This is a genomic window from Sporosarcina sp. QA0331, from assembly GCF_055808055.1.
Genome location: NZ_CM147850.1, coordinates 3,741,184 through 3,765,560, shown reverse-complemented (window position 1 = coordinate 3,765,560; position 24,377 = coordinate 3,741,184). Strand labels below are relative to the sequence as shown.

Genomic DNA, 24,377 nt, shown 5'->3' with positions numbered 1-24,377 from the left:
TTCCTTCAACACTAGCCAGCTTAGAACTAATATCATCAAAGAACTGAGCCATAGACGTTCACGGAGAATATTTGAGGTGGAAATAAATGAAGAATGATCGCACAGTAATGTTTTATTTTCCGGACACGCAGCACGCTAACTCTTTGCGTATTATTCAGGATCCGACGAGTCAGATCCGGGGGTTTTATTTTACAAAAAGTCGCTTGAATGATGTTGAATCGTTGGAGTATGCAAACAATCATGCCGTTTATTTTTTGTTTTCCGATTCTGATGAATCGAGTGTGTATGTGGGGCAATCCGTGAACGGCATTCACCGGATCAAATCGCATTTGCGTGAAAAAGATTTTTGGCAGTTTGGCATATTATTTGTGACGGACAATAACAGTTTTGATAAGTTGAGTATTGATTACTTGGAGTATTATTTCATCCAAGCATTTTCCAAGACGCAGTACAGTTTGGATAATCGGGATATGCGTACGGTTGAGCCAAACGTCAATGTGTTCAATCGATCGACCCTTAATTCATTTGCCTCCCATATTCAATTCCTGCTGGAGGCGTTAGGGGTTTCTTTCCGTGCGAGTGTTCCAAACGAGATTGAAGTGGATGATGAAGTTGAAGTTTTTGAGGCGAAGTCACCGTATGAAGCATCGATTCGACTTGCGGATGGGAAATTCATCCTGCAAACCAATTCGATCATTTATGCACCACTTGAACATACAAAGGATTGGAGCGATGGAGGTACGTTTTATCGGCGATCGCTTCGACGGTATGAGCAGTTGATTGAATCAAACAAAGCCATCAAGCTTGATGAAGGTTCTGCGAAGTTAATTGACGATGTTGAGTTCAATAAACCGAGCACGCCTGCCGAGCTCTGTTCCGGTCGTTCACAAAACGGGTGGATGTTTTGGGACGGATTAAATGAGAAGAGGAATAAGGAAAAATAAAAGAAGCAGAGCTCCATTGTTTCTGGAGTTCTGCTTTTTATTACTCAAAGTGGGGGTGCGTATTGAACATCATTCAACAAGGTTCATCAACCGCGGTAATTGTCGTACACGAGATCTATGGGCTGAATCGGCATATGAAGGATATTTGCAGCTCCTTGGGTGAACAGGGATTTGATGTGTTTTGCCCGGATTTATTGGGCCGGCCAGCTTTTGACTATGCGGAGGAACAAGAGGCTTATCGTTATTTCATGGATCATGTCGGGTTTTTAATTGCAAAGCATCAAGTGGATGATCTGATTGATGACGTGCGGAATGCTTATGAAAAGGTCGTTATTGTTGGCTTTAGTGTAGGAGCGACGGTAGCTTGGTTGTGTAGTGAGGATGGGCGTATTGATGGTGTTGTTGGATATTATGGTTCGCGTATTCGGCAGTTTTCGAAACTGAAGCCGAGCTGTCCAGTTTTGTTGTTTTTCCCTCGGAAGGAGCCTTCGTTTGACGTCACTGAATTACTGTTGTCATTACAGAAAAAGAATGTAAGCTATCGTCAATTTGAAGGGGAACATGGTTTTGATGATCCATACTCGGATCGATTCGATGAAATGTCATCGCAAGAGGCCTTTCGCGAAATGAGTAGTTTTATTAGGGAGATATGAAATAAGAATGGAGTGGATAATATGTTCATCGTCAACACAGAAGCAGCCATATACAAGGACGGCCGCTACTTACTATGCAAACGAAGTGAAAAGGAAGAACACGCGCCTGGCGGATTGGCGTTAGTTGGTGGGAAAGTTGAGATGGAAGGGGCTTCTTCGGACATTTTAGAGCGTACCGTTGCGCGGGAAGTGGAGGAGGAAGTAGGGCTTGTCATTGAAGGACGTCCACAATATGTACATAGTACAAGCTTTGTGACGGACAAAGGGGAGCCGGTTGTGAATGTTATCTTTTTGTGCGAGCGGTTTAGCGGTGAACCCCGTGCAGTGAGTGCTGATGAGGTGGCGGCTGTGTATTGGATGACGCCTGAAGAGGTGTACGAGTACCCCGAAGCTGCGGATTATTTGAAGGATTATATCCGAAAAGCGGAAGATGTTCGTAAGAAAGGTCTTTCGGTTTAATTTAATGGCGCCGCATAATGGGGATGGCTATCCTATGATATAGCAAGAAATGGGAACGTATGTGTGGCGAAATAGAAGAGTAATAGAAAAGGTGACTCAAGGATGATCGGCCATTTTCCCGTAAAGGGCAATCTATGTTTGCGACGTCCTCTTAAGAGTGCTGATGCCTTAATTTCTGCAAAGGTCGCAGAAATTAAGGCAAATCGAACCCTACGTAGTTCTATTTGCTGGTATTTACATTTGCAGCGCTGATCATAGCTATATTGTCATCAAACGAAAAAAAATAATCCATCCTTGAGTTGAAGGCTCATTTAGGATGGAATATTTTCACCATTCTGCCGATCCCATAGGGAACTGACGCTATTACATTGACCGTCCAATGTGCGACCAATGGGCGGTCCTTTTTTCTGTGCACTTTCTCTACCCTCATTATATAGAATTCAGACATTTCTTTCAACGAATCGGAAAGTTTTACGTTTCGAAATTTTTTTTCATGAAAAGTATCCTTTTTGACCCCTCCTCTCTATATAGAGGGTAAAGGGGGAGTTTAACATGATGTATTACTTGAAAGAATACTCACGTTTCGCCACAATCGAGGAAATGGACGCAGCTGCGGAACGGCATGTTGTACGTCACTGGGATGAATTGACGAAATCGGATCGTCAGGTGCTTGACGTCATCCGACGTTATTCGGTGAAATATGGGGCGGCCCATTTGAAACATGGAACGATTGAAGAAGCGATCGGGAAGTCAAACGCAACTGTCCGTCGCGCCATCCAGAAACTTGTTCACTTGCAAATCATCGAGAAAGTTCACTACATTCGTCCTGTCATGAGCGGTCTCGGCGCCAACATTTACATCATTTTACCCTTCGATGACCAGGGGAAAATGAACGACCGTGACCACGACGACAAACCGCTTGAAGACGCAGTGAATGAGCATTTTCCAGCAGACGAAGCTGTACTTTCTAAATCTATTTTAAAAGCTAAAGATCTTAAATACACGTCTCTACAAGAATCGTCAAAGTTATCCACAAGCCTTTTCAGTCGTATGAAAAACCTTCTTGCAGGAACGATTGGAGACACGAAAAAGGCCCGTGAACTTTATGGGATTCACAAATCCATTTCGGAAAGAATGCTAAAGTATGAGATTTATAAAGAGGACAAGCGCATCTTCGAAGATCTTGCCTATCGTGCGCTGACAATCACCATCTTGGCAACGAAAAGAAAGGCAATTCGCAACATGCCGGGATACTTCAGAGGTGTGCTGGACAAGTTGGTGGATGAAACGTATTTCAAGGATATGTTTATGATGTTTGACGTGTTGGTGGAAGGGTTTTATTGTCCTAAAAGATGACAGTGTAAGAATGCTATAATAAACTTTCTGAGAAAAAATTAAGAAAAATGTGTTAAGATATTCAAATAGTTTTCGCAATCAACTATGAGGCTTTTACAATCCAGCTGAATCAAAGAGGCGAGCATCCATGCTATTAAGAATTGTGTTACTTATTGTTCTTGGTTTTCAAATCGTCATTAATGCAACCCGTCCAATCATTACATTATCCGCATACGATATGAATGCTTCCATGTTGGAGATTGGAATACTGACAGCTTCGTTTGCCGCATTGCCGCTTTTAATCGCAATTAAAGCAGGGAAAATAACGGATGCAATCGGTGATCGCCTTCCGGTTATTCTTGGTTTACTAGGTATGGCCGTCGGGATGTTGGTTCCTTATTTATTTGAATCGATTTGGGCTTTGTATATCAGCCAAGTTTTGGTTGGTTCTTCCAGTATTTTTATTGCTATCTCTTTACAAAATGTGCTTGGCAATCATGCGACAAAAGAAACTCGGGATTATTATTTTAGTATGTTTGCATTAGCGGTTGCCGCAGGGGCATTCGTAGGTCCTGTAATGGGTGGCTATTTATCCGAGCATTTTTCTTATTCGGCCGGTTTTCTCGTATCGATGATTATTTGTATTCTTTTGATCGCCGTTGCTTTTTATATACCAGTCATACTAAAAGAGCAGCCTGCAGAAAAAGTGAGTCTCCGCTCTTCGCTACAATTAGTGAAAGAACCACTTATTCAAAAAGCGTTATTTTCAAGTGCACTTGTGCTGTATTCAAAGGACATATTTGTTGCCTACTTTCCGTTGTACGGAAAGAAATCGGAATCTCAACCTCCACAATTGGTTGGATCCTTGCCATTCAAGGATTAGCGACGATGATTGTCAGGTTTGTTTTGCCTAAACTATTGCAGCTGATGGGCCGCGAAGTTGTGTTATTCAGTTCTATTTTGCTTGCAGGTTCTTCTTTTCTCGTTTTCACGTTATCAAATAACTTCATTCTTTTCTGTGTTTTTAGCTGTCTGATGGGGTTTGGATTAGGGTGTGGACAACCGATTTCGATGACGACGACCTACAATGCTTCGCCAAAATCGCGCACGGGGGAAGTCCTTGGCATTCGATTAATGACCAATCGACTTTCTCAATTCATTGCACCGGTCTTTTTTGGGGCGGTGGGCGGCTGGGTAGGTGTCGTATCTGTCTTTTATGTTAGCGGAGCTTTCCTAATTGGTGGAGCGTTTGTGATGAAACCTGGAAAAAATAAAGGCGAATCAGAAACGGAATAGTAAGGTGATACATAATTAAAAAACAATCCATCCCCGAGTACAAAAGCTCGTGGGATGGATTGCTTTAATTATATGGTCACTTCTTGATTGCTAGACAGTGCTCGTTCCAGCGAATATAGTTGTTCTTCATTCAACGGAATCATCGGTAAGCGCACACCCCCGACTTGGATTCCTTTTAGATTCAGCGCTGCTTTAACAGGTGAAGGATTCGGAGCTGCAAAGAGTGCTTTCATCTTCGGCAGTAGTTGACGATGATTGCTAGCAGCTTCAACTGTGTTGCCGATTTTGAAATTGCGGATCATCGTTTGCATTTCATTCCCCAACACATGGGCAGATACTGAAACGACGCCTGTTCCGCCAATCGATAATACTGGAAGCGTCAGCGCATCGTCGCCGCTATACAATGAGAAGCCTTCACGTGTACGCTCGATAATTTCTGCCATCGCGTCTAAATCACCGCTCGCCTCTTTGACGGCAACGATATTTGGAATTTCTGAAAGGCGGATGGTCGTTTCGACTGACATGTTGACAGCGCTGCGCTCTGGAATATTGTACAGCATGACCGGTAAAGAAGTGGCCGCCGCAATTGTCTTAAAGTGTTGATATAATCCTTCCTGGCAAGGCTTGTTGTAGTACGGGGTGACAAGCATGATGCCATCGACGCCTGCATCTTCTGCATGCATTGTCAGTTCAATTGATTCTCTTGTATTATTCGAGCCTGTTCCTGCAATGACCGGGACTCTTCCATTCACCACTTCCACTGTAAATCTGAACAATTTCACTTTTTCTTCGTTCGATAACGTAGGGGATTCTCCTGTCGTCCCTGCTACCACCAAGCCATCTGATCCATTTGCAATTAAGTGATTGATCAAGCTCCTCGTTGCTTGGAAATCAATTTCACCTTGTGCATCAAAAGGAGTTACCATAGCTGTTACAATTTGTCCGAAATTCATCGTTTCTCCACATCCTGTCTTTTATTTTGGTAAATAAAATAGAGGGAGAAGGGCAATTGCAAAAAGAACACAAAAAGCAACAACGAGGGCTCGTTGTTGCTTGAAATAATAAAATAAATTATTTCTTTGCATAAGATAGCCCTCCATATAGTTTCCTATATGACAATCCTGGACTTATTCAACCCAGAACCAGCTTCGAGATAAATGAGAGTCTCTCCACTTCGGCAAATTCCCCTTTCCACAATCTTCAAAGGATCTCATTATCCTCTGATTGTGTACTGATGGTCTTTGCGCCTCTATCCTTACTTCAAAACTTGCGAAATAAGATATTGTTAAATTAACTATCACTTTACAACGAATCGTGCAAAATTGCAAGTGAAACGTGAAAATAATGTGAATTTATGATATCCCAAGTATACTATCAATGCCTATTTACTATATTTTGAGGTGCCAGTAGTAGACTCAACTCATTCTGCCGTCTTAATTTTTACATCGCCTACGCCGATGTCGAGGGAAATGTCTATGATAGTGTCTGCCCCTGAATAGGCGTCATTGACATATATACCATCGTTTTGTTTAGTGAAGTCTTTCAAATCAACTCTTCCAATCCCTTTTGAAACATTTACTCTAACGCCGGTCTGTTTCGGAAGGATGATCGTTACGTCGCCAACTCCCAAGTCAAAATCAGCCCGGAAGCCTTTGTTCCATTTGCCGCTTAGATCGATGACGGATTCGCCAACTCCGCTATCGATGGAAAGGCTGTTTAGTTGAATGCCTTGTAAGTCCAATGTGGAGCTTGAAACGCCCATGTCCACTTCCAAATCTATAGGGACATCGTTAGTCAGCTGTAGGTCCCATTCGTTTTTCAAATTACGTTTGGTAAAGCCGAAGATTGGTTTTGAGCCTTGCTTAATATCTACGAAGCCAATGTCCTTCCGTTTCTTATAAGATACTTTTGGTTCCAGTCTTTTGTGGTTATAAGTAAACTCACCGCTGACCCACTCCGAGGAACCGCCCTGGATGTACAGGTCGCCAACTCCAAAGTCAATGCTTACATCTAAAGCATCAGCATTGTCTTTTTCAATCGAAATGTCATTGCCGCTAGCCTTCGCAAACCATTTGTTATACCCATAGATGCCAAAGATGACTAAAAAGATCGTTATTAGCGTGGTCCATAGAAATTTATTCATATCATTTCTCCTTCTATCCCATTTTATTCTATTCTACCTTATTCAATTGAATAACTTACCAGTCGTATGTTTGATTTTCACATACGTCTCAAGGCTGAGGGGAAATGCATCTTGCGCATGGGTGTCGGTTGCTCTGTTTCTAACATGTTTTGTCCCGCTCGTTAATATATTGGTAAAAAGAGTGACGGAAGGATGAGGGAATGAGGCGGGTGTTACTATATTCAGCCACTGTCTTTGTTGGAATTGCACTGGGCATCATCATTACAGTTTTAATGGAGTCCTAATCATTCATGAAAAAACAGAACCTACAGCGGCTGCCTTAGGTTCTGTTTTACATATACATAAATCCTATTTACATAGTTTTAGATTCCAAGTCAAAGATTCGTGATTTAATGCTCATGAGTTCCTTTGAGACAGCTTGTCCTTCGGCGATGCGCTGGCTAGTTTGGTGCTCAAATTGACCACCAATTCCTTCTAAAAGATCATCGACTCGATCAAACCGGCTGTGCATTTCTGATCTCAAGCTGCCTACATCGGATTTTAGGTCGCCCATTTCCGATTTCAAGCTGCCTACATCGGATTTTAGGTCGCCCATTTCCGATTTCAAGCTGCCTACATCGGATTTTATGTCGCCCATTTCCGATTTCAAGCTGCCTACATCGGACTTTAGGTCGCCCATTTCTGATCTCAAGCTGCCTACATCGGATTTAAGATCACCCATTTCCGATTCAATATTGTCGACCTTGGCGTTTAAACTACCTATCTCCGACTTTAATCCTTCAAGCAATTGAAGAATCCTTTCCTCCATCTCTTTATCCTCCTTTCCTTATCGTCTGGTGTCTACGTATTCGTGTTTAGTCTGTTGTTTATAGTATACAGTAAATGTAAAAGAAAGTCCATGCAAACAGGAACGTTTGTTCTGTATTATTTAGTGCTTTGAAACTATGTTATTTATTAAAAATCATAAAAACTGTACACTTACCTCTTGTCCTGTCTGTAAATCGACGTACTCTATGGAGACGGGGGGATCGTGAATCCAAACCGCGCACTTCCCTTGTCAATCAAAGGGGAGGAGGTATGGACATGTCATTATTTTTTGAAGATGAAATAAAGAAGGTGAAGGGGAAACTCGGTCCTTCGGAGTTAGAAGAAATGATGTCGCAGGACCCTCGCCTGAATGGCCAATTAGATGAGCTCCGCGCTTTTCAACGTAGATACAGAGCGGAACAGCTGGAAGCTTCACGCAGGCGTCAGACATATTATTATCATGCTTGAGTGATCAATGCAGCCCGCCAATCATTAAGTCGATTGGCGGGTTGTATTGTAGATTCTGTTTCGGGGATGCTTATTGGAGGAGACTTGCTTTTTCTTCAACTGCCTGGACAACATCATCAATCGACATGCCCTTCATCGTGATGACAGGGAAATTGAATTCATGCGTGTTCCCTTCATTGAGTGCCCGCACGATCCCGATGTCATAGCCGGTCACATCTTCGTCAGTTGTAAACATCTTTGCTTCATAGCCTTTTGCTACTAGTGCATTCATGACGTCTTCATACGGCTGTTCAACAGCAATTTTCACCAATTTCGTTTCCTCCTTTCATTCATATCCAAAGTTCTACAATACGGTTCCCTGAATTGATGGATTTATGAGTGAAAGGTGTGCAAATCTCGGTTAATCGAAGGGCTGACAATTCGTGGATGGTTGAGCTGTGCGATTACCCGGATACTGCTGTAAGATTAGAAGTAGCATTATCGGAATACAAGATATGGAAAGGGAGGAACTGAAAATGATTCATAAAATCGGACAAATTATGTTGTATGTGAACAATCAAGATGAGGCAAAAGCGTTTTGGACCGAGAAAGTTGGTTTTGTCGTAATTTCCGAGCAGGATAATGGTCAAGGAATGAGATGGATCGAAATTGCTCCGACTTCGGAGGCGGAAACAAGTATCGTTCTGCATAATAAAGAGCTTATCGCAAAAATGCAGCCGGAGTTGAATCTTCAACCTCCTTCGCTACTATTATTCACGCAAAACCTCGATTCACTCTATGAGGACCTACAAAGCAAACAAGTGAAAGTTGGGGAACTGGTCACAATGCCTACAGGCAGAGTGTTCAACTTTGCTGACAATGAAGATAATTATTTTGCGGTCTTAGAACAGAAATAATCGCACTTGATTATGAATCGGACAACTTAGAAATAGGAGTTGAAAACGATGACAGAGAACAAAGAGTTCGGATGGCATTTCGATAACAGTTACACTCGGCTGCCGGAGCCGTTTTTCGCAGAAACCAATCCGGAGGAAGCTCCTTCACCAGAATTGGTTGTATTCAATCATCCACTGGCGGAATCGCTCGGATTGAAGGCAGAATTATTGCAAGGCAAAGAAGGAATAGATATCCTCGCGGGAAATAAGATTCCTGAAGGCGCTGCACCAATCGCACAAGCTTATGCAGGTCACCAATTTGGACACTTTACGATGCTCGGAGATGGACGAGCTGTGCTTCTTGGCGAACAGATAACACCTGAAGGAAAGCGAGTCGATATTCAGCTGAAAGGTTCTGGCAGGACGCCCTTTTCCCGTGGCGGCGATGGACGCGCTGCGCTTGGTCCGATGCTTCGTGAATTCATTATGAGTGAAGCGATGCATGCGCTCGGAATCCCGACGACGCGAAGTCTTTCAGTCGTTGTAACGGGAGCGCCGGTTTATCGTGAAGAGACGCTCGAAGGAGCTGTTTTGACACGTGTTGCGGCAAGCCATATCCGTGTCGGCACGTTCCAATATGCGGCCGCACGCCAAGTCGTCGAAGATTTACGGACGTTGGCTGACTATACGATCGAAAGGCATTATCCGGAAGTAGCAAGTGACTCAAATCCTTATGTATCCTTGCTTGAAAAAGTGATGGAAAAGCAAGCTTCGTTAGTGGCAAAGTGGCAGTTGGCCGGCTTCATTCACGGTGTCATGAATACGGATAATATGGCGATCAGCGGTGAAACAATCGACTATGGACCATGCGCCTTCATGGACACATATGACCCAGCGACCGTCTTCAGCTCCATTGATCGTGAAGGGCGCTATGCTTATGGCAATCAACCCGGAATCGCCGAATGGAATCTTGCACGTTTTGCAGAAACGCTCTTACCGCTCTTCGATGAAGACTCAGAAAAAGCGATCGATATCGCGCAACAAACACTATCGGGATTTGCGAAGCTCTATCACGGGCATTGGCTGACAGGCATGAGAAGGAAGCTCGGCTTGTTCAATGAAGAAGAGCAGGATATAAAGCTCGTGAAGGACCTGTTGAATGTAATGAAAGACAATCAAGCGGATTATACGAATACGTTCCGTGCATTGACATTGGATGATCTGGATTTACTGCCGATGTGCAAGACACCGAAGTTTAACGAGTGGCACGAACGCTGGAAGGTGCGGCTTGAAAGACAGCAGAAGTCTGAAGCAGAAGTGAATCAACTGATGCGAAAAAGTAATCCATCCATCATCCCACGCAACCACCGTGTAGAGGAAGCGTTGGATGCAGCAATCGAGGGAGACTTTGGCGTAATGGGAAAACTGCTGAATGCACTTGAAAACCCTTATGCGTACACGGCTGAACAAGAAAAATATGTCGCACCATCCGCTGCGACTACGCCATACAGAACATTCTGCGGGACATGATGGCGGCTAAGTACTTATAAATCCGTATAAGTGCTCATAAATCGGAGCGTGCGCTCATAAATCCGAATAAGTGCTCATAAATCGGAGCGTGCGCTCATAAATTCGAATAAGTGCTCATAAATCGGAGCCGAGCGCTCATAAATTTGTACAAATGCTCATAAACCGGAGCTCATAACCTACAGGAATACGCTCATTAACTCCAAAAAAGGCCAAATCCATAAGCGATTTGGTCTTTTTTAACGAAACTAAAACCATTTTCTTCCGTATATAGAATAAGCAATCAAATGGGGGTGATCATTTGTCATATATAATTCTAATCTTTTCAGCAATCGCAATCCTGGTCACTATGCATTTACTGACGAAGAACAGAAAGTTGCGGAAGCAATTTCAGCGAGAATGGGAAACCGGATTGTTTAGTAGGCAACGCGAAGCTTCGGACTCCGTGTCCTCGTACTGGGAGAATAAAAAGAACAACACATCCAACTATGATGGTGTCGATTTGCTCACATGGCATGACCTATCGATGGACCAAGTTTTCCAAAAGATAAACTATACACAAACGAGCGTCGGATCTGAGTATTTAATAAATCAACTAAGGGATATCAAACTTTCCCTTGATCATGTCGAGGAAGATGAAAAACTGTACATAGCATTGGATAACAATCAAGAACTCCGTGAGGAAATCCTACTTACGTTGTCGAAGCTTGGTAAACGGGACTATACGAATTCCTCTTCGTGTTTCTATGGCAAATCCAACAAAGCACTTAAAAACCCTAATGTTTTTCTCTTTCTGGCACTCATGCCGGTTGCTTCGATCATCTTATTGTTCTTCCAATTGAAATGGGGCCTCCTTTGTCTATTTCTTTCATTTCTCGTGAATGCATTTACATATTACCGCAATAAAAACGCATTGGAATACGGGTTGCATTCGGTTACTTATGCCGCGAGCATTATCAATACGGGGAAGAAGCTGTCGACAATGCAATACGCATCAATTTCCGAATACACGAATCGGCTGAAAGCTAATTTGAAACCGCTCAAAAGGATTTTGTTTCTTACTAATTTTGTTTCGATCGGTAATAAAGGAAGCGGTGAATTCGATGTCATTCTCGAGTATATCCGCATTTTATTCCTCATCGATTTTATTTCCTATAGCAAGATTATTGACGCTGTAACGAAGCATAAAGAAAATTATCAGGAAGTTTGGCAAGTGATCGGGAAGCTGGATGCCGCGGTGGCGGTCGCTTTTTATCGTCACACGCTCACTTCCTACTGCACGCCGAGTTTTACCGATTCGGAGGAAATCTCCTTCACCAACATGGCGCATCCATTACTTGATGATCCGGTTACTAATAGTTCCCGGTTAGGAAAATGTACGCTTATTACCGGATCGAACGCGTCCGGAAAATCGACGTACAGCAAGGCGGTCGCCATCAATGCCATTTTGGCGCAAACGATTCACACTGCACTGGCGGAAGAGTGGTCAATGAAACCAAGCTTTGTTGCAACGTCAATGGCTGTGCAGGACAATGTGCTGCAAGGGGACAGTTACTTCATTGCTGAAATTAAATCGTTGAAGCGGATTATCAAGTTTCTTGAAGAAGGGAAACCATGCATTTCTGTAATTGATGAACTTCTGAAAGGGACAAACACTATAGAACGGATCGCCGCTTCCGCAGCTATAATGGAATGGCTTTCACAAAGCAAAGGGATCAATATTACAGCTTCACATGATATTGAATTGACCGAAATGATGAAGCGTACCTATGAAAATTATCATTTCACAGAGACATTCAAAGATGGCGATATTCATTTTGACTATAAAATCCGTTCGGGCCCGTCTACCTCAAGAAATGCGATAAAGCTTCTGGAAGTGTTAGTCTACCCGGAGGAAATCACCGATCAAGCAAACCGATTAGCCGAGGATTTCATGAATGAACGCGAGTGGGAAGTGCTGATGAATTGAAGGTATTACGATCTATTACGCCCGGGGATTTCCTCCGGGCAATTTTTTACATAATTTTTGAACCTTTTCAAGTTTACGCAGTCTAATGTGTAAGAAGGGGAATGAGGTGTTGGAAATGGACGGGAAAGAGATAAGTGAAAAAGCGATACGTGGGGACGATGAGGCCTTTCTAGCGCTCATGCAACTCCATAAAGAAGCTCTCCTTCGAACAGCGATTGCATTCTTGAAAAATGAGGCGGATGCGTTGGAAGCACTTCAAGAAATAACATATCGGGCGTATAAAAAGATTCATACAGTCAGAGAACCGGCGTATGTGAAGACTTGGCTTATCCGCATTATGATGAACTATTGCCAAGATCAGTTAAAGCGAGGAAAACGGTATGTCATAACTGCAGAAGTGGACGAAACAATTGGGAGGAAAGACGAATACCGATTAGAATTGGCTGAAGCGCTGGCCAAATTGAAACCAGACGAACAGCAATTGATTTATCTAAAATACTTTCAAGATGTGAAAATAAAGGAAATCGCGGAACTATCGAGTATACCGGAAGGCACGGTCAAATCGAGGCTGCATAACATATTGCGATCATTGCGAAGCCACTTCGGGGACAAAGGAGGAATCGATCATGTTTGAGAAGGAAGAAAGAAAACTATTGGAAATGAAAGATCAGTTGGATGAAATCCATCTCCCCTTAGACGATGCAGATGAAGCAATTCGCCGAGGCTTTGACCGAGCAAGACGTGATAAGGTGAAAGCCCGGAAAAAGCGTAACAAGATTTGGTCATTAGCTGTAGCCGCGCTTCTATTCTTCACATTTGTCACATCCATCCGTGTGTCTCCGGCATTTGCCAATGCGGTTGCGTCAATTCCAGGCATGGAGAAGTTCGTGGATTTGCTACAGTTTGATAAAGGATTGGAAGGTATTTTTAAAAATGACTATTACCAGAAAGTCGATACGGTTCAAACGAAAAATGGGCTGACGTTGACGATAGACGGTGCCATTTTGGATGAAACGGGGATTAATATATATTACACACTCCAATCAAAAGATAAGTTGAAGTCACTTTCTATGAGAACAGTTGATTTAAAGCATGAAGAGGGGATTCCGCCAGGCGGCATTTCTTATGGAGGTATAGATGTTGATGATAACCCTAAGGAAGTAGCTAATCAAGTTACGTACCACTTTCAAAGTCCCATAAAATTCAAGAAATTATTATTCACACTGGATATGGATGTTTCATTCCAAGGGGAAGATATTTCGTTTTCATTGCCATTCGAATTACGGGAGAACGTAAAGCCTGGGAAGACCTTCGTTTTGAACGAAGAAGCCGAGATTGAATCACAAAAATTAACGATTGAGGAAATTACCATTTATCCTTTACGTGTAGCCGTAAAAGTTGATTTTGATGAAGCAAATACGAAAAAAATCCTTCAATTTGAAGATATGCGATTGGAGGATGAAAATGGCGAAGTGTGGGGATCTATCATGAACGGCGTGTCGGCGAGGGGCAGCGAAACCTATTTTCTGCAAAGCAATTACTTTGAGCAACCTGAAAAGCTCTACTTGCGCATCAATAAAATGCAGGCGGTGGATAAAGATGAAGCGGTGTTGGTTGTCGATACGGTGAAAGGCGAGATCATCGACGGTCCAAAAGACGATAGGTTGCAGATCTTAGAGGCTAGGCAGTCGGGATTGCATCTTGTTATGTCGGACAGGGACGGGAATCCTATGCACACCTATGACATAATTTCTACAGGCAAAGATGCGAAAGGCAAAGAGGTCCGTATTTCATCAACAGGGATGTATGTGGAAGAAGGGACGCGGCATTGGGATATGATGTTTGGAGCGACCCATTATACGAACCCACTATCCTTTGAATTGACGCATTATCCGAACTACATTACCGGTAATGTAAAAATAGAACTGAAACAATAAGGTGTTCGGCAGGAAGAAGACCAAACCATAATGGATTTGGTCTTTTTCACCCACTGGAAACAAACGTATGTTCGTACCATCTCCAAAAAAAATTACTGCTTCCGCAAATATAAGGGATCGAAGAAAATTTCATACCCTTTATAGCTCGTCGAAACGCCGAAACGGGAGTGGTAATGAACAATGGAAGCCATCAAATAATCCTCCGTTACCTCAAGATGCGTGCACACTTCCTCAACGGTTTTAAAGCCTGATTCATAGCATTCGATCAATTTATCCAACGATACGATTTTTTCATATCCCCATCTCCTTGCAGCGAGTTCCAGCTTCAAATTCGTCAGTTTCTGAAGATCGGTAATATCACCGTACGTTGTTTCGTAATGACCGATTTCCTCCGCCAAAATACAATGTTTTTCGTAATGGCTCCTATTTTTATCAATAAGTACGACATTGTCCATATAAAGGCCCGCGAGCCCAGATGGAAGCGTTTTGACTTCCTTGATGACCAAGTGGGGGTATTGGGCAATCAGGGATTCATAGGTCATAGAACCACCTCACTTTCGTTGTGACTTGATGAATTGGATATATTTTTTTATTTCCGCCAGTTCTTCTTCCGTTAAATCATCGTCGATATGGGCAGCGATCGTTTCAACCGTTGACGGCTTTTCGGGCATATTCAAGCCGAGCATCTGATCCAATGATACGTGGAACGTTTCCGCAATCGCTTTGATCATCCTTGTTTTAGGTTCGATCGAATCAGATTCCCACTTCGATACCATCCCTTTCGTAATCGAGAGACCTATCTTTTGATTGATCCGCTCTGCAAACTCCTCTTGGGACAATTTGTTTTCAGTCCGAATCCTTTTAATTTCATGGCCTATAGAAGACATCATGCAACCCCCTGTTCGTTATGGACATTATATCCTATAGTTTCTCTTGTGACAACTTATTATATTCAAAGTAGTTGTAAATGAAACATTCCCATGATAAAGTATTGACTAATAAGTTTCATTAGCGACATATAGTTTCACTAGTGAAACGAAAATAAGGGGTGATTGTCATGATGAAGGAGGAAATGGAGCAATTATTGAAGGATTACCATTGGATGATCAACAGTGTCAAAGTCATTCGGGAAGGAATGAATGAAGTCAGCGAAGGGATGACAGCGCGCTACGGATTGGATGCGGCAATGCCAAAAGCGAGTGGCGGTCGCCCGAGCGATCCGATCCATAGGGAATTCAACAGAAGGGAAAGGCGAATGAAAAAAGTGTACGAGTATGAACGGAAAATCCATCTTGTGCAGGAGCGTATTCCGCTTATCACGGAGGACCGTGAAATCGAAGTGCTGCACTGGTTGCTGGAAGGGAAGAGTTTGAGGTGGATTGGCCGGCATATGCAAGTGTCGGATCGCCAAATCGGGAGGATGAAAGATTCCATTATTGATAAGATGTCGCAAATGTCGGACGTGCCGCAAATGTCGTAGAAATGACGAGTGAAATTCTTTTGGGTTACACTGGGTGCAGGCCAAGGAAATTGGTCAGGCGCAACATAACTTGTCGCAAATGTCGCATGTGCGGCAAATGTCGTAGAAATGACGAGAGGAATTTTTCCAGGTTACAATGAGTGCAGGCCAAGTAAATCGGCCACATGTAACACAATAAGAGGAATTTCAAAGGGGCGTCCAATGGGCGTTCTTTTTATTTTCCTGAAAAAAGGAGGATTGGCATGGCTATTAAAGAGCTGCTAGGTTATTTTTTGACACAGGGCCCGTTTGCCGTCCTGTTTGTATGGCTTTTTTGGTATCAAGTGAAAAGTAGTGAATCTAGGGAGAAGAGTTATCAGAAATTATTAGAAACGATGTCGGAAAAATACGACGTCATTGTAGAAGAAATACGAGAAGTGAAAGAGCGATTGCCAAAGAAATAGGCATCGCTTTTTTTATTGGCGAAGCGGATGGTTTGGAAGTCCCGAAGTGATCAAAACGAAGCAAAACTCACCAACGCCGAACGGAAAGGAGGTGATACCGGAAGAATACGACATCGAAAGGAGGTGGTTGTCATGTAGATGATCAAAAACGGCGGAATCGTATAGTCACGGAATAAAAAACTAAAAAACGAGAGGAAGATGAAAAATGGTTAAAATTTATATCGATCCAGGACATGGTGGAACAGACCCGGGAGCTTCTGCAAATGGTTTGAAGGAGAAAGATGTAACGCTCGCAATCGCAACGCGTGTCAAAAATATTCTCGTGAATGAATATTCTAATGCGACGGTGCGAATGAGCCGGACAGGCGATCAAACAGTCAGCTTGGCCCAGCGAACGAATGATGCAAATGCTTGGGGAGCCGCCTACTATTTGAGCATCCATATTAACGCTGGCGGTGGAACAGGATATGAGGACTATATCCATAATGCGCTGTCGGATTCTTCGACGACCGCCCAATTGCGAAATACGATTCACGCGGAAATCGTGAAATTGATTGATATGCCGAATCGTGGGAAGAAGAAAGAAAACTTCCATGTATTGCGTGAAAGCAATATGCATGCGATGTTGACGGAGAACGGGTTTATCGACAATGCGACTGATGCTGCAAAAATGAAAACATCTGCATGGCTTGACAAGGCAGCGAGAGGTCATGTGAATGGACTAGCCAAGGCACTTGGTCTGCAAAAAACAAGCAATCCGCCACCGACAGGCAATGTGTTATACCGCGTCGTCACCGGTTCCTTTACGACGAGAGCTAATGCGGATCAGCAAATTGCTGCACTCAGGGCAAAAGGATTTGACAGCTTCATTGACATCTTCGTCCTGAATGGTACAACTTATTACAGAGTTATCACCGGTTCATTTGCGGACAAGTCAAATGCGGACAAGCAAGTGGCTGATTTGAAAGCCGCAGGTTTTGATGCGTTTATCATTGTCGTTAATCTGTAACGGGAAAGTGGATTTTTATAAATCCAAAACAGACAAACGCCTGTGCAATCGATTCATGCACAGGCGTTTTTACATATTGGAATCAATCACCAAAATATTCATTCGTCAAATCACCGTTCACTCCAATCGCGGCTGCACTTCCGGATCCCGCAGCAATGACAAGCTGGGCAGGGACGATATGAGCGGCGTCCCCTGCAGCATATACATTCCACACATTTGTCCTGCCGTATTCGTCAGTTTGGATGCCGCCGTATTCATTCAGCTCACAGCCGAGCTCTTCCGCGAATTGATTGCTATGACTCCATAGAGGCGTAACGAATCCGCCAGAGCGGTCAATGAGAGTTCCATCTTCAAGACAGACACCTTTCAGCTGCCCGTTTTCACCTTCCAGTGCAGCGATGTTATCTTCGTAAACTTTGATACCTTTCTCGATCAATTTATTACATTCATCCGCCTCAAGCCGCCCTTCGCCATTCGTGAACACTGCCAAATCCTTGCTCCATACAAAAACTTCTTTCGCAAGTTTGTATACGTTTTTATCCGCAATGACGGCGAGCGGTTTATCACGTAGCTCCCAACCGTCACAATATGGGCAGCTGAACAGGCTTGTACCGTAGAATTTTTCGATGTTCGGGATATTCGGCTGTTCGTCCTTCAACCCTGTCGCCAAAATGATTTTTATCGTTTGAAAGCTGTTGCCTTCCGCTGTTTCCAGTTCAAAATGTATTTTATCTTGCTTTTTAATAGAAGCAACCTTTTCGCTTTTGATTTCTACAGATGGATAGCGGGCGATATCACTGCGAGCAAGGCGCCGAAACTCATCTGGCAAGATGCCGTCACGGGTAATGAACCCATGGGCCTCGCGCGTCACACGATTTCGGGCTTGGTTATCATCGAACAGCAACACCCTTCTTCTCGCTCTTCCAAGTACAAGGGCGGCATTTAGTCCAGCTGGTCCACCGCCGATAATGATACAGTCATACATCATGGAATGATTCATCCTTTTTAGTGCAAGTTTACCCTGACAGAATGAAAATAAGCTTCCTGCACAACGAACGACAAAATTTCATTTCATGAAAGAAGGTTGGCGAACCTATACTGAACTATGGAGGGATGGGGTGGAAAAAAGGATGGTAGAGCGAGGCATTGGCCTCGGATCTTGTTTAGCTGTCGTCATTTCTTGGAGTGTGCATAAATCAATACTTTGGGCTATTTTTCATGGAATCCTTGGATGGCTGTATGTTTTGTATTACGCGTTGACGAGATGATCCAAAGGTTTATGATGGACGCTTTTTTGGGAATACTATATGTATCAACTGAAGGAGTGATTATCATCATGAAAAGCTATGCTGGCGATAAAGACGAAAAGCCAAATGGGCTTCCGAAAGACTCTGCGGGACTGGCGAACGATGCGGCAAGAAAAGCGGAGGAGCAGTTAGAGTCGATCAAACAAGAAGCGCGTAATGAGATGAAAAGACAGCAGAAGGAATAGATTTCTAAAGGATGCCCGAGGATTTTGTGGGCATCCTTTTCATTTGTCGCAAACTTTGCGAGTTATGCTCGAGTTTAGGGTGGTTTTGGTGCAATCTCGGCAAGTTATGCGCGAGTTCGTGGAAGTTATGGCGCAATCTTTGCAAATTATGCTCATCTTGCGACCTTATGCCTAACGAATTGACGACATCCACCTCGAAAAATAATGAATGACTTTACCCTCCCCGTGTATTATGATGTTGCTAACTACACATAATAGGGGGTTAGGTCAATGAAACTTCGCGTTTCTGCTGTGCAATACCATCTGCATGCAATCAGCTCTTTCGAGGAGTTTGCGGCGCAATGTGAGCACTATATCCGCAATGCCCAGGAATACGGGGCGGAGTTTGTTTTATTTCCGGAATTCTTCACGACGCAGTTGCTTTCCATTGGTGATGAAAACGGAAAAGCGCTATCGATTGAGGCGCTGCCAGGCTTTACGAATCAATACATCGAATTGTTCACATCGTTAGCTAAAGAAACGAGCATGCATATTATCGGCGGCACTCATGTTGTCCAGCGTGAGGGGCGCCTTTATAATGTCGCTCATCTTTTCTTCCCGGATGGCACAGTGGAGGAGCAAGCGAAGTTGCACATAACCCCTTTCGAAATAGAAGGCTGGAATATGGCAGCAGGCGACGAGCTGAAAGTGTTCGACACGGAAAAAGGCAGGATCGCCATTTTGACGTGCTATGACATCGAATTCCCCGAAATCGTCCGGATGGTGAAGGCGGCGGGAGCGGATGTCATTTTCTGTCCATCTTGCACGGACGACCGTCACGGGTTTCATCGCGTCCGGTATACGAGCCACGCGCGAGCGATTGAAAACCAAGTATATGTCGTGTTGACGGGGACGGTCGGTTCCTTAAACACTGTCGATTTCATGCGCGCGAACTTCGGGCAAGCCGCAATCATTACACCGAACGACATTCCATTCCCACCGAAAGGGTTGGCAGCGGAAGGCGAGCTGAATCACGACATGCTCGTTACGGCGGACCTCGATTTGAGCCTGTTATACGAAGTGCGTGAGAAAGGTTCAGTGACCACTTGGCGTGATCGCAGAACCGATCTGTACACGGATTGGGGTACTACTAGCCCGGTCGGGAGTGAGAGCAGTGGCATATCGCAGTGAGGTGATGGTCTCCCATAATGGGAGCTTCATTCCTGTTGTCATCCGCAATTATACACATGCGGATTTCGATGCCATGATCGCATTGCAGGCGGAATGCTTTCCGCCACCTTTTCCGGAAGACCTATGGTGGAGTCGGGAACAGTTGGAGAACCATGTAAGCCTGTTTCCGGAAGGGGCCATCTGTGTTGAATACAACGGTCGGATCATCGGTTCCATCACGACGCTGCTTGTGAATTTTAATCCCGATGAACCTAAGCATACTTGGGAAGATGTGACGGATGGCGGGTTTATTCGCAATCATAACGCGTACGGGAATACACTTTATATCGTGGATATCTGTATTAGCCCTGAGTTCCGGAAAGCGGGGCTTGGCAAGTGGATGTTGCAGGCGGTTTATCAGCTCGCGGTCAAGCTTGATGTGGAACGGGTCCTTGGCGGGGGTCGCATGCCTGGCTTCGGAAAGGTCGCAGGGGAATTGACCGCGCAGCAATATGTCGATGAAGTTGTTAAAGGGACATTAAAGGATCCCGTCATTTCGTTTTTGCTTCGCTGCGGCCGTATGCCTGTCACGTTGATCGAAAACTATTTGGAAGATGAAGAGTCGCATAACTATGCGTTATTAATGGAATGGAAGAATCCGTTCAATAGGGGGAAATAGAGATGGAATTTATTCGCGTAAACAATATTGAAGATCCGCTATTTGCAAAAATGCACACATTATTAGGGGAGATTTTTCCGCCAGAAGAAGTTTTGGAGTTCGACTTATGGAAAGAACCGCTCGAAGACCCGAGCATCCGCGTTTTTGTTGCGGTTCATGAAGGGGAAGTCGTCGGTGCAACTGAATACCGTTATTATCCAGTCTGGAATATTGCGATGACCGATTTCACGATCATCGGGCAGTCGGGGCTCGGCATCGGTCGTTTCTTGGCGAAAAAGCGCGAAGAGGATCTACAGAGGCTGGCGCAAGAAAATGGCAAGACATTGTTCGGCATGTTCGCTGAAATCTACGATCCATATGAACGCGAAGATTTCGCTTTCGGTGGCGTGATGGCGATGAATCCGTACGTCCGGAGGGAAGTGCTCTCCCATCTCGGCTATAAGCGCCTTGATTTCACATATGTACATCCGTCGTGGAAAAACGATGGGGAAGCAGTGGAAGGCCTCGATTTCTGCTTCATGCCGACAGATGAGCAAGTGACGGAGATTCCCTCTAGTCTGGTCGTTGATTTTTTAAAGGATTACTATTCAGTCTTGCCGAATAAACCACAGCAATGGCTCGATATGGTAGATGCATTGGAACAAAAAGAGACAGTTGCATTGCGACCGTTATAAAAACGAAATAGACTGCCTAGGAAAGCCGTTGATAACGGACTTTCTACGGCAGTCAATTTTTATTATATAGGCACGAACGCCTCCCGCGTCCAAAGTGAGTCATCGCACGTCCAAAGCGAGTCACCGCGCGTCCAAAGCGAGTCGTCGCGCGTCCAAAACGAGTCGTCGCGCGTCCAAAGCGAGTCGTCGCGCGTCCAAAGTGAGTCGTCGCACGTCCAAAGCGAGTCATCGCGCGTCCAAAGTGAGGTGTCCCGCGTCCAAAGTGAGGTGTCCCGCGTCCAAAGCGAATCGTCGCGCGTCCAAAGCGAGGTGTCGTGCGTCCAAAGTGAGTCGTCGCGCGTCCAAAGCGAGTCATCCCGCGTCCAAAGTAAGGTGTCGCGCGTCCAAAGTGAGGTGTCCTGCGTCCAAAGCGAGTCGTCGCGCCCCCAAAGGATCGCTTACCAGATTTAACCCTTCATCATTACAAAACTCAAATGTCGTCCCGCTTTCTTATCTTGACGGTACGAGAAACCATCCGGACTAACATAGGTGCATGTCCGATCGATCGTAATCCGATTTTCTGGGACACCCGCGAGTTCCAATTGCTTCATCACTGTTTTCTGGTTGTCGATATGGTATTTATTCGTTGTTTCATTGAAATACATGAATTCATCCGCATAGCCGAGAGCCTTGAACTTTACATATACATCCTCGTCGACTTCGAACTTTTCTTGACTTAACGCCATCCCGATTTGCACATGGAAATCACCAGGCTTACATCCCTCAACATCTTTCAAATGCTCAAAGACCTTCAACGTGATTTCCTTGACGGTTCCTTGCCAGCCCGAATGAATGACGCCGATGAGATCGTTTGTTTCATTCCAAAAAATGACTGGAACACAATCGGCTGTGAAGCTGCAGAGCAACACATTCGGTTCAACGGTGTAAAGAGCATCAGTATTCGGAATCGCAGTCGCCCCTACTTCAGCGCCGCGTCCTTTGTCGGCAAGGGTCACCTTATGAAAATTCGCGCTATGTGTTTGGCTGGCGCTGACGAAACTCTCCAGCTCGCATTGCAGGGTGCCCGCCAATCGTTTTCGATTTACGAGGACGTTTTCGGGCTTCTCACATGCGTGAAACGCCATATTATTATGCTCGGGCAAACTTTCATCCCGCAATGTCGTCCCTGCAACGAATGTATCATTGTCAATATATATTTTTGTTTTCATATCATCACCTGTTCTTACTATACTCGATTACACTATGGACAACCATGACAACTGTTCCGTTTTCGATTAAGTTTTATTTTTTCAATGAAAACAATCAGTTATCTGTTGAATAGATGAAAGTATCTATCGAATCCGGAAAGTTATCTATTGAATAAGTAAACTTATCACCAAAACATGACTTTTCTACTGCGTGTATATGCTTTATCCACACTCCGTTTTAAATGACAGCAAACTAGTTATAGCCGCAGCATTTTCACTTCCCTACGATAGCCCGCAATGATTTTCGTAAAGAACACAATCCATACAAGGATACTAAGCGCTAAAAAGAAGCGTATGAAGCCTCTAAAGGACCATTCAAGAAAAGGATCATGCACTACCATAATGTTTACGTAGAGTGATTGAAAGCTGACGAGCAGGATGAAGGCTCCCATGCTTACATTCATGGCGAACGCCCTTCTTACATAGCGCACTTTTTCCTTCGGATCATAGCTGAATGCAGGGGCTTCTTCACCTTTCTCATACGGCATTGCCCAAATGGAATAATTGAGCCATGTAATATTTGATGTGAATTTTAGTTTCCACCCGATTTCTTGATGGAAAGAATAAAAGTCAGTATTCACTTTCGGCTCAAAATTCACTTCATAGCTGATGAGTTGAGCTTTCGTCTCCCGAAATGTAAAAACTGCTGCCGTGACGGATTCGAGTTCAAGTCCCTCTTTCGCCAATCTTTCGAGCCATTCCTTTGTTTGCAATGGCTGGTACATCCATCCGGGCCGCATTTTACGTACCTTGCGTCCATTGCTCATCTTTTCAATCTTCGCACCCATCTCTCTAACCTCAAATTTACGATAGGCTCGAAATATGAATATCGTAAGAGAAGCCAAAAACAAGAAAATAAGAAGGGGAATTAATATTGGCATTATGAGTAATTTCCCTGTCGACACGCTGCTGGCAATCCCCCAAATGAAAAAGAAAGGTAATTGGAGCGAAAGCCAAAGCGTTGTGAGCGTCAAAAAGACATATGCATGCAATCGAGTTCGTTTTAGGATAGCATCGCGCATTGGTCTGGAAGTGATATCCCGTGTTTCGTTCTTCAAAATCCTCCATTTTCCTGAGGTGGTTGCAACTTCCCACCCTGACGCGAGCAGCCCAGAAGTCATATCGCTTTTCTCATATTGCATGGCATATGTAGCTGCGGTACTCGGTCCTTCCTGGAATGAAAACACCCGTAACAACGGATTGATGCTAGTTAGATGATAGCCGTCCCTCGCCATTTGTGATAGCCATTGTTCGGTTTGGTCGATTCGATAACTCCAAAACAAACGAGTTCTTTTCATAAGAAGTCCCCCTCAAATCGCAATACATTTGCGTGCAATTCCTTTAGCCGTTCCATTTCAGCTTGCATGACTAGCTTTCCGCTAGCGGTTACTTCGTAAATTGTTTTCCGTTTTTCATCCGCAAAAACAGTTATCATTGAATCCTTTTGCATTTTAGTCAATGTGCCGTAAATGGTACCGGAACCAAGTCGAAGTCGGCCTTCCGTCAATTCCTCGACACGCTTAATAATCCCATATCCATGGCGAGGTTCAGTAAGAGATAGCAGTATGTAAAAGGCAGTTTCTGTCATGGGTACATATTTCTTTATTAACTTCTCCACGTAATTTCTCCAACTTTCACATCAATATGTCATGGCTCGACTATATCACGGTGCGACATATACATGCAACAGCTATTATTTCAATTTCGACAAAAGCGATCGCAGAATCATTTTCGAAGGCAATTTAAACGTATTTTTTATTTTCCATTAGAAATGAACTTTTTCACGGTATG

31 protein-coding genes and 1 riboswitch are annotated in these 24,377 nt (G+C 44.0%); of the genes, 20 read left to right on the top strand and 11 right to left on the bottom strand.

All coding sequences use genetic code 11. The features are described from left to right. Positions 1–86: 86 nt before the first annotated feature. The 6 genes from AC0L13_RS19195 (at position 87) to AC0L13_RS19170 (ending at position 4,687) form a co-directional block, all read left to right on the top strand. Complete coding sequence (locus AC0L13_RS19195; RefSeq protein ID WP_473642337.1) at positions 87–944, top strand: GIY-YIG nuclease family protein; 858 nt, start codon at positions 87–89, stop codon at positions 942–944. 62 nt (positions 945–1,006) lie between these two features. After that, positions 1,007–1,597, top strand: a complete 591-nt coding sequence (locus AC0L13_RS19190; protein ID WP_473642336.1) for a dienelactone hydrolase family protein — start codon at positions 1,007–1,009, stop codon at positions 1,595–1,597. A 21-nt stretch (positions 1,598–1,618) separates the two neighbouring features. Further along, positions 1,619–2,056 (top strand): NUDIX hydrolase, encoded by a 438-nt coding sequence (locus tag AC0L13_RS19185; RefSeq protein ID WP_473642335.1) that lies wholly within the window; start codon positions 1,619–1,621, stop codon positions 2,054–2,056. A 552-nt stretch (positions 2,057–2,608) separates the two neighbouring features. Continuing rightward, positions 2,609–3,412 (top strand): hypothetical protein, encoded by an 804-nt coding sequence (locus AC0L13_RS19180; RefSeq protein WP_473642334.1) that lies wholly within the window; start codon positions 2,609–2,611, stop codon positions 3,410–3,412. Positions 3,413–3,539: 127 nt separating this feature from the next. After that, positions 3,540–4,274 (top strand): MFS transporter, encoded by a 735-nt coding sequence (locus tag AC0L13_RS19175; protein WP_473642333.1) that lies wholly within the window; start codon positions 3,540–3,542, stop codon positions 4,272–4,274. Beyond that, entirely contained in the window at positions 4,190–4,687 is a 498-nt protein-coding gene (locus tag AC0L13_RS19170; RefSeq protein ID WP_473647137.1) for an MFS transporter, read from the top strand. The genes AC0L13_RS19175 and AC0L13_RS19170 overlap by 85 nt, the downstream gene beginning before the upstream one ends. 68 nt (positions 4,688–4,755) lie before the next feature. Here AC0L13_RS19170 and dapA read toward each other — a convergent pair whose 3' ends face one another. The 3 genes from dapA to AC0L13_RS19155 all read right to left on the bottom strand — a co-directional run bounded on the left by dapA (position 4,756) and on the right by AC0L13_RS19155 (position 7,638). Next, positions 4,756–5,640, bottom strand: coding sequence for a 4-hydroxy-tetrahydrodipicolinate synthase (gene dapA, locus AC0L13_RS19165; RefSeq protein WP_473642332.1), 885 nt, complete (start codon positions 5,638–5,640; stop codon positions 4,756–4,758). Between the two features lie 128 nt (positions 5,641–5,768). Next, a riboswitch (Lysine riboswitch) is annotated at positions 5,769–5,947 on the bottom strand. Positions 5,948–6,107: 160 nt separating this feature from the next. Next, complete coding sequence (locus AC0L13_RS19160; protein WP_473642331.1) at positions 6,108–6,830, bottom strand: toast rack family protein; 723 nt, start codon at positions 6,828–6,830, stop codon at positions 6,108–6,110. 352 nt (positions 6,831–7,182) lie between these two features. Next, positions 7,183–7,638 (bottom strand): hypothetical protein, encoded by a 456-nt coding sequence (locus tag AC0L13_RS19155; RefSeq protein WP_473642330.1) that lies wholly within the window; start codon positions 7,636–7,638, stop codon positions 7,183–7,185. 275 nt (positions 7,639–7,913) lie between these two features. On the opposite strand from AC0L13_RS19155, the gene AC0L13_RS19150 reads away from it, so the two are divergent. After that, positions 7,914–8,105, top strand: coding sequence for a hypothetical protein (locus AC0L13_RS19150; RefSeq protein WP_473642329.1), 192 nt, complete (start codon positions 7,914–7,916; stop codon positions 8,103–8,105). 70 nt (positions 8,106–8,175) lie between these two features. On the opposite strand, the gene AC0L13_RS19145 is transcribed toward AC0L13_RS19150, so the two are convergent. Continuing rightward, entirely contained in the window at positions 8,176–8,412 is a 237-nt protein-coding gene (locus tag AC0L13_RS19145) for a YkuS family protein (protein WP_473647135.1), read from the bottom strand. A 208-nt stretch (positions 8,413–8,620) separates the two neighbouring features. On the opposite strand from AC0L13_RS19145, the gene AC0L13_RS19140 reads away from it, so the two are divergent. The 5 genes from AC0L13_RS19140 to AC0L13_RS19120 all read left to right on the top strand — a co-directional run bounded on the left by AC0L13_RS19140 (position 8,621) and on the right by AC0L13_RS19120 (position 14,413). After that, positions 8,621–9,001 carry a VOC family protein gene (locus tag AC0L13_RS19140; RefSeq protein ID WP_473642328.1) on the top strand — a complete coding sequence of 127 codons (381 nt, stop codon included), beginning with the start codon at positions 8,621–8,623 and terminating at the stop codon, positions 8,999–9,001. A 48-nt stretch (positions 9,002–9,049) separates the two neighbouring features. Beyond that, positions 9,050–10,510, top strand: coding sequence for a protein adenylyltransferase SelO (locus AC0L13_RS19135; protein ID WP_473642327.1), 1,461 nt, complete (start codon positions 9,050–9,052; stop codon positions 10,508–10,510). Positions 10,511–10,808: 298 nt separating this feature from the next. Further along, positions 10,809–12,476 (top strand): MutS-related protein, encoded by a 1,668-nt coding sequence (locus AC0L13_RS19130; protein WP_473642326.1) that lies wholly within the window; start codon positions 10,809–10,811, stop codon positions 12,474–12,476. 115 nt (positions 12,477–12,591) lie between these two features. Continuing rightward, on the top strand, positions 12,592–13,110 hold the full coding sequence (locus AC0L13_RS19125; RefSeq protein ID WP_473642325.1) for a sigma-70 family RNA polymerase sigma factor: 519 nt from the start codon (positions 12,592–12,594) through the stop codon (positions 13,108–13,110). Then, positions 13,103–14,413, top strand: a complete 1,311-nt coding sequence (locus AC0L13_RS19120) for a DUF4179 domain-containing protein (protein WP_473642324.1) — start codon at positions 13,103–13,105, stop codon at positions 14,411–14,413. Before AC0L13_RS19125 ends, AC0L13_RS19120 begins: the two co-directional genes overlap by 8 nt. Positions 14,414–14,505: 92 nt before the next feature. Here AC0L13_RS19120 and AC0L13_RS19115 read toward each other — a convergent pair whose 3' ends face one another. Together AC0L13_RS19115 and AC0L13_RS19110 are read right to left on the bottom strand one after the other, a co-directional pair. Further along, on the bottom strand, positions 14,506–14,955 hold the full coding sequence (locus tag AC0L13_RS19115) for an ImmA/IrrE family metallo-endopeptidase (RefSeq protein WP_473642323.1): 450 nt from the start codon (positions 14,953–14,955) through the stop codon (positions 14,506–14,508). 9 nt (positions 14,956–14,964) lie between these two features. After that, entirely contained in the window at positions 14,965–15,300 is a 336-nt protein-coding gene (locus tag AC0L13_RS19110) for a helix-turn-helix domain-containing protein (RefSeq protein ID WP_473642322.1), read from the bottom strand. A gap of 170 nt (positions 15,301–15,470) precedes the next feature. Between AC0L13_RS19110 and AC0L13_RS19105 the strand changes: the two genes are divergently transcribed. The 3 genes from AC0L13_RS19105 to AC0L13_RS19095 all read left to right on the top strand — a co-directional run bounded on the left by AC0L13_RS19105 (position 15,471) and on the right by AC0L13_RS19095 (position 17,345). Further along, positions 15,471–15,893, top strand: a complete 423-nt coding sequence (locus AC0L13_RS19105) for a helix-turn-helix transcriptional regulator (protein ID WP_473642321.1) — start codon at positions 15,471–15,473, stop codon at positions 15,891–15,893. A 242-nt stretch (positions 15,894–16,135) separates the two neighbouring features. Further along, positions 16,136–16,336, top strand: coding sequence for a BhlA/UviB family holin-like peptide (locus tag AC0L13_RS19100; protein WP_473642320.1), 201 nt, complete (start codon positions 16,136–16,138; stop codon positions 16,334–16,336). 205 nt (positions 16,337–16,541) lie between these two features. Next, on the top strand, positions 16,542–17,345 hold the full coding sequence (locus AC0L13_RS19095) for an N-acetylmuramoyl-L-alanine amidase (protein WP_473642319.1): 804 nt from the start codon (positions 16,542–16,544) through the stop codon (positions 17,343–17,345). Positions 17,346–17,427: 82 nt separating this feature from the next. Here AC0L13_RS19095 and AC0L13_RS19090 read toward each other — a convergent pair whose 3' ends face one another. After that, positions 17,428–18,333 carry an NAD(P)/FAD-dependent oxidoreductase gene (locus tag AC0L13_RS19090; RefSeq protein ID WP_473642318.1) on the bottom strand — a complete coding sequence of 302 codons (906 nt, stop codon included), beginning with the start codon at positions 18,331–18,333 and terminating at the stop codon, positions 17,428–17,430. 130 nt (positions 18,334–18,463) lie between these two features. Here AC0L13_RS19090 and AC0L13_RS19085 point away from each other — a divergent pair, with 130 nt between their 5' ends. The 5 genes from AC0L13_RS19085 to AC0L13_RS19065 all read left to right on the top strand — a co-directional run bounded on the left by AC0L13_RS19085 (position 18,464) and on the right by AC0L13_RS19065 (position 21,339). Then, on the top strand, positions 18,464–18,613 hold the full coding sequence (locus AC0L13_RS19085) for a hypothetical protein (RefSeq protein WP_440498879.1): 150 nt from the start codon (positions 18,464–18,466) through the stop codon (positions 18,611–18,613). A 68-nt stretch (positions 18,614–18,681) separates the two neighbouring features. Next, a complete protein-coding gene (locus AC0L13_RS19080) occupies positions 18,682–18,837 on the top strand; it encodes a hypothetical protein (protein WP_473642317.1) in 156 nt (51 codons plus the stop codon). 270 nt (positions 18,838–19,107) lie between these two features. Then, complete coding sequence (locus tag AC0L13_RS19075) at positions 19,108–20,007, top strand: carbon-nitrogen hydrolase family protein (RefSeq protein WP_473642316.1); 900 nt, start codon at positions 19,108–19,110, stop codon at positions 20,005–20,007. Positions 20,008–20,011: 4 nt separating this feature from the next. Further along, a complete protein-coding gene (locus tag AC0L13_RS19070; protein ID WP_473647133.1) occupies positions 20,012–20,665 on the top strand; it encodes a GNAT family N-acetyltransferase in 654 nt (217 codons plus the stop codon). Positions 20,666–20,667: 2 nt separating this feature from the next. Continuing rightward, positions 20,668–21,339, top strand: coding sequence for a GNAT family N-acetyltransferase (locus tag AC0L13_RS19065; protein WP_473642315.1), 672 nt, complete (start codon positions 20,668–20,670; stop codon positions 21,337–21,339). Between the two features lie 52 nt (positions 21,340–21,391). Here AC0L13_RS19065 and AC0L13_RS19060 read toward each other — a convergent pair whose 3' ends face one another. The 4 genes from AC0L13_RS19060 to AC0L13_RS19045 all read right to left on the bottom strand — a co-directional run bounded on the left by AC0L13_RS19060 (position 21,392) and on the right by AC0L13_RS19045 (position 24,174). Then, positions 21,392–21,694, bottom strand: a complete 303-nt coding sequence (locus AC0L13_RS19060; protein WP_473642314.1) for a hypothetical protein — start codon at positions 21,692–21,694, stop codon at positions 21,392–21,394. A gap of 91 nt (positions 21,695–21,785) precedes the next feature. After that, positions 21,786–22,547, bottom strand: a complete 762-nt coding sequence (pgeF, locus tag AC0L13_RS19055) for a peptidoglycan editing factor PgeF (RefSeq protein WP_473642313.1) — start codon at positions 22,545–22,547, stop codon at positions 21,786–21,788. 236 nt (positions 22,548–22,783) lie between these two features. Beyond that, a complete protein-coding gene (locus tag AC0L13_RS19050; RefSeq protein WP_473642312.1) occupies positions 22,784–23,884 on the bottom strand; it encodes a DUF2812 domain-containing protein in 1,101 nt (366 codons plus the stop codon). Next, positions 23,881–24,174 (bottom strand): PadR family transcriptional regulator, encoded by a 294-nt coding sequence (locus AC0L13_RS19045; protein ID WP_473647130.1) that lies wholly within the window; start codon positions 24,172–24,174, stop codon positions 23,881–23,883. Before AC0L13_RS19045 ends, AC0L13_RS19050 begins: the two co-directional genes overlap by 4 nt. Positions 24,175–24,377: the final 203 nt, after the last annotated feature.

Coding starts and splice junctions, on each gene's coding strand:
- AC0L13_RS19120 (WP_473642324.1), top strand. CDS start 13,103: ATGTTTGAGAAGGAAGAAAGAAAACTATTGGAAATGAAAGATCAGTTG.
- AC0L13_RS19060 (WP_473642314.1), bottom strand. CDS start 21,694: ATGACTCGCTTTGGACGCGCGACGACTCACTTTGGACGCACGACACCT.
- AC0L13_RS19135 (WP_473642327.1), top strand. CDS start 9,050: ATGACAGAGAACAAAGAGTTCGGATGGCATTTCGATAACAGTTACACT.
- AC0L13_RS19100 (WP_473642320.1), top strand. CDS start 16,136: ATGGCTATTAAAGAGCTGCTAGGTTATTTTTTGACACAGGGCCCGTTT.
- AC0L13_RS19150 (WP_473642329.1), top strand. CDS start 7,914: ATGTCATTATTTTTTGAAGATGAAATAAAGAAGGTGAAGGGGAAACTC.
- AC0L13_RS19065 (WP_473642315.1), top strand. CDS start 20,668: ATGGAATTTATTCGCGTAAACAATATTGAAGATCCGCTATTTGCAAAA.
- AC0L13_RS19155 (WP_473642330.1), bottom strand. CDS start 7,638: ATGGAGGAAAGGATTCTTCAATTGCTTGAAGGATTAAAGTCGGAGATA.
- AC0L13_RS19140 (WP_473642328.1), top strand. CDS start 8,621: ATGATTCATAAAATCGGACAAATTATGTTGTATGTGAACAATCAAGAT.
- AC0L13_RS19160 (WP_473642331.1), bottom strand. CDS start 6,830: ATGAATAAATTTCTATGGACCACGCTAATAACGATCTTTTTAGTCATC.
- AC0L13_RS19175 (WP_473642333.1), top strand. CDS start 3,540: ATGCTATTAAGAATTGTGTTACTTATTGTTCTTGGTTTTCAAATCGTC.
- AC0L13_RS19070 (WP_473647133.1), top strand. CDS start 20,012: ATGGTCTCCCATAATGGGAGCTTCATTCCTGTTGTCATCCGCAATTAT.
- AC0L13_RS19045 (WP_473647130.1), bottom strand. CDS start 24,174: ATGACAGAAACTGCCTTTTACATACTGCTATCTCTTACTGAACCTCGC.
- AC0L13_RS19125 (WP_473642325.1), top strand. CDS start 12,592: ATGGACGGGAAAGAGATAAGTGAAAAAGCGATACGTGGGGACGATGAG.
- AC0L13_RS19115 (WP_473642323.1), bottom strand. CDS start 14,955: ATGACCTATGAATCCCTGATTGCCCAATACCCCCACTTGGTCATCAAG.
- AC0L13_RS19050 (WP_473642312.1), bottom strand. CDS start 23,884: ATGAAAAGAACTCGTTTGTTTTGGAGTTATCGAATCGACCAAACCGAA.
- AC0L13_RS19095 (WP_473642319.1), top strand. CDS start 16,542: ATGGTTAAAATTTATATCGATCCAGGACATGGTGGAACAGACCCGGGA.
- AC0L13_RS19185 (WP_473642335.1), top strand. CDS start 1,619: ATGTTCATCGTCAACACAGAAGCAGCCATATACAAGGACGGCCGCTAC.
- dapA (WP_473642332.1), bottom strand. CDS start 5,640: ATGAATTTCGGACAAATTGTAACAGCTATGGTAACTCCTTTTGATGCA.
- AC0L13_RS19110 (WP_473642322.1), bottom strand. CDS start 15,300: ATGTCTTCTATAGGCCATGAAATTAAAAGGATTCGGACTGAAAACAAA.
- AC0L13_RS19080 (WP_473642317.1), top strand. CDS start 18,682: ATGAAAAGCTATGCTGGCGATAAAGACGAAAAGCCAAATGGGCTTCCG.
- pgeF (WP_473642313.1), bottom strand. CDS start 22,547: ATGAAAACAAAAATATATATTGACAATGATACATTCGTTGCAGGGACG.
- AC0L13_RS19180 (WP_473642334.1), top strand. CDS start 2,609: ATGATGTATTACTTGAAAGAATACTCACGTTTCGCCACAATCGAGGAA.
- AC0L13_RS19090 (WP_473642318.1), bottom strand. CDS start 18,333: ATGATGTATGACTGTATCATTATCGGCGGTGGACCAGCTGGACTAAAT.
- AC0L13_RS19105 (WP_473642321.1), top strand. CDS start 15,471: ATGATGAAGGAGGAAATGGAGCAATTATTGAAGGATTACCATTGGATG.
- AC0L13_RS19195 (WP_473642337.1), top strand. CDS start 87: ATGAAGAATGATCGCACAGTAATGTTTTATTTTCCGGACACGCAGCAC.
- AC0L13_RS19075 (WP_473642316.1), top strand. CDS start 19,108: ATGAAACTTCGCGTTTCTGCTGTGCAATACCATCTGCATGCAATCAGC.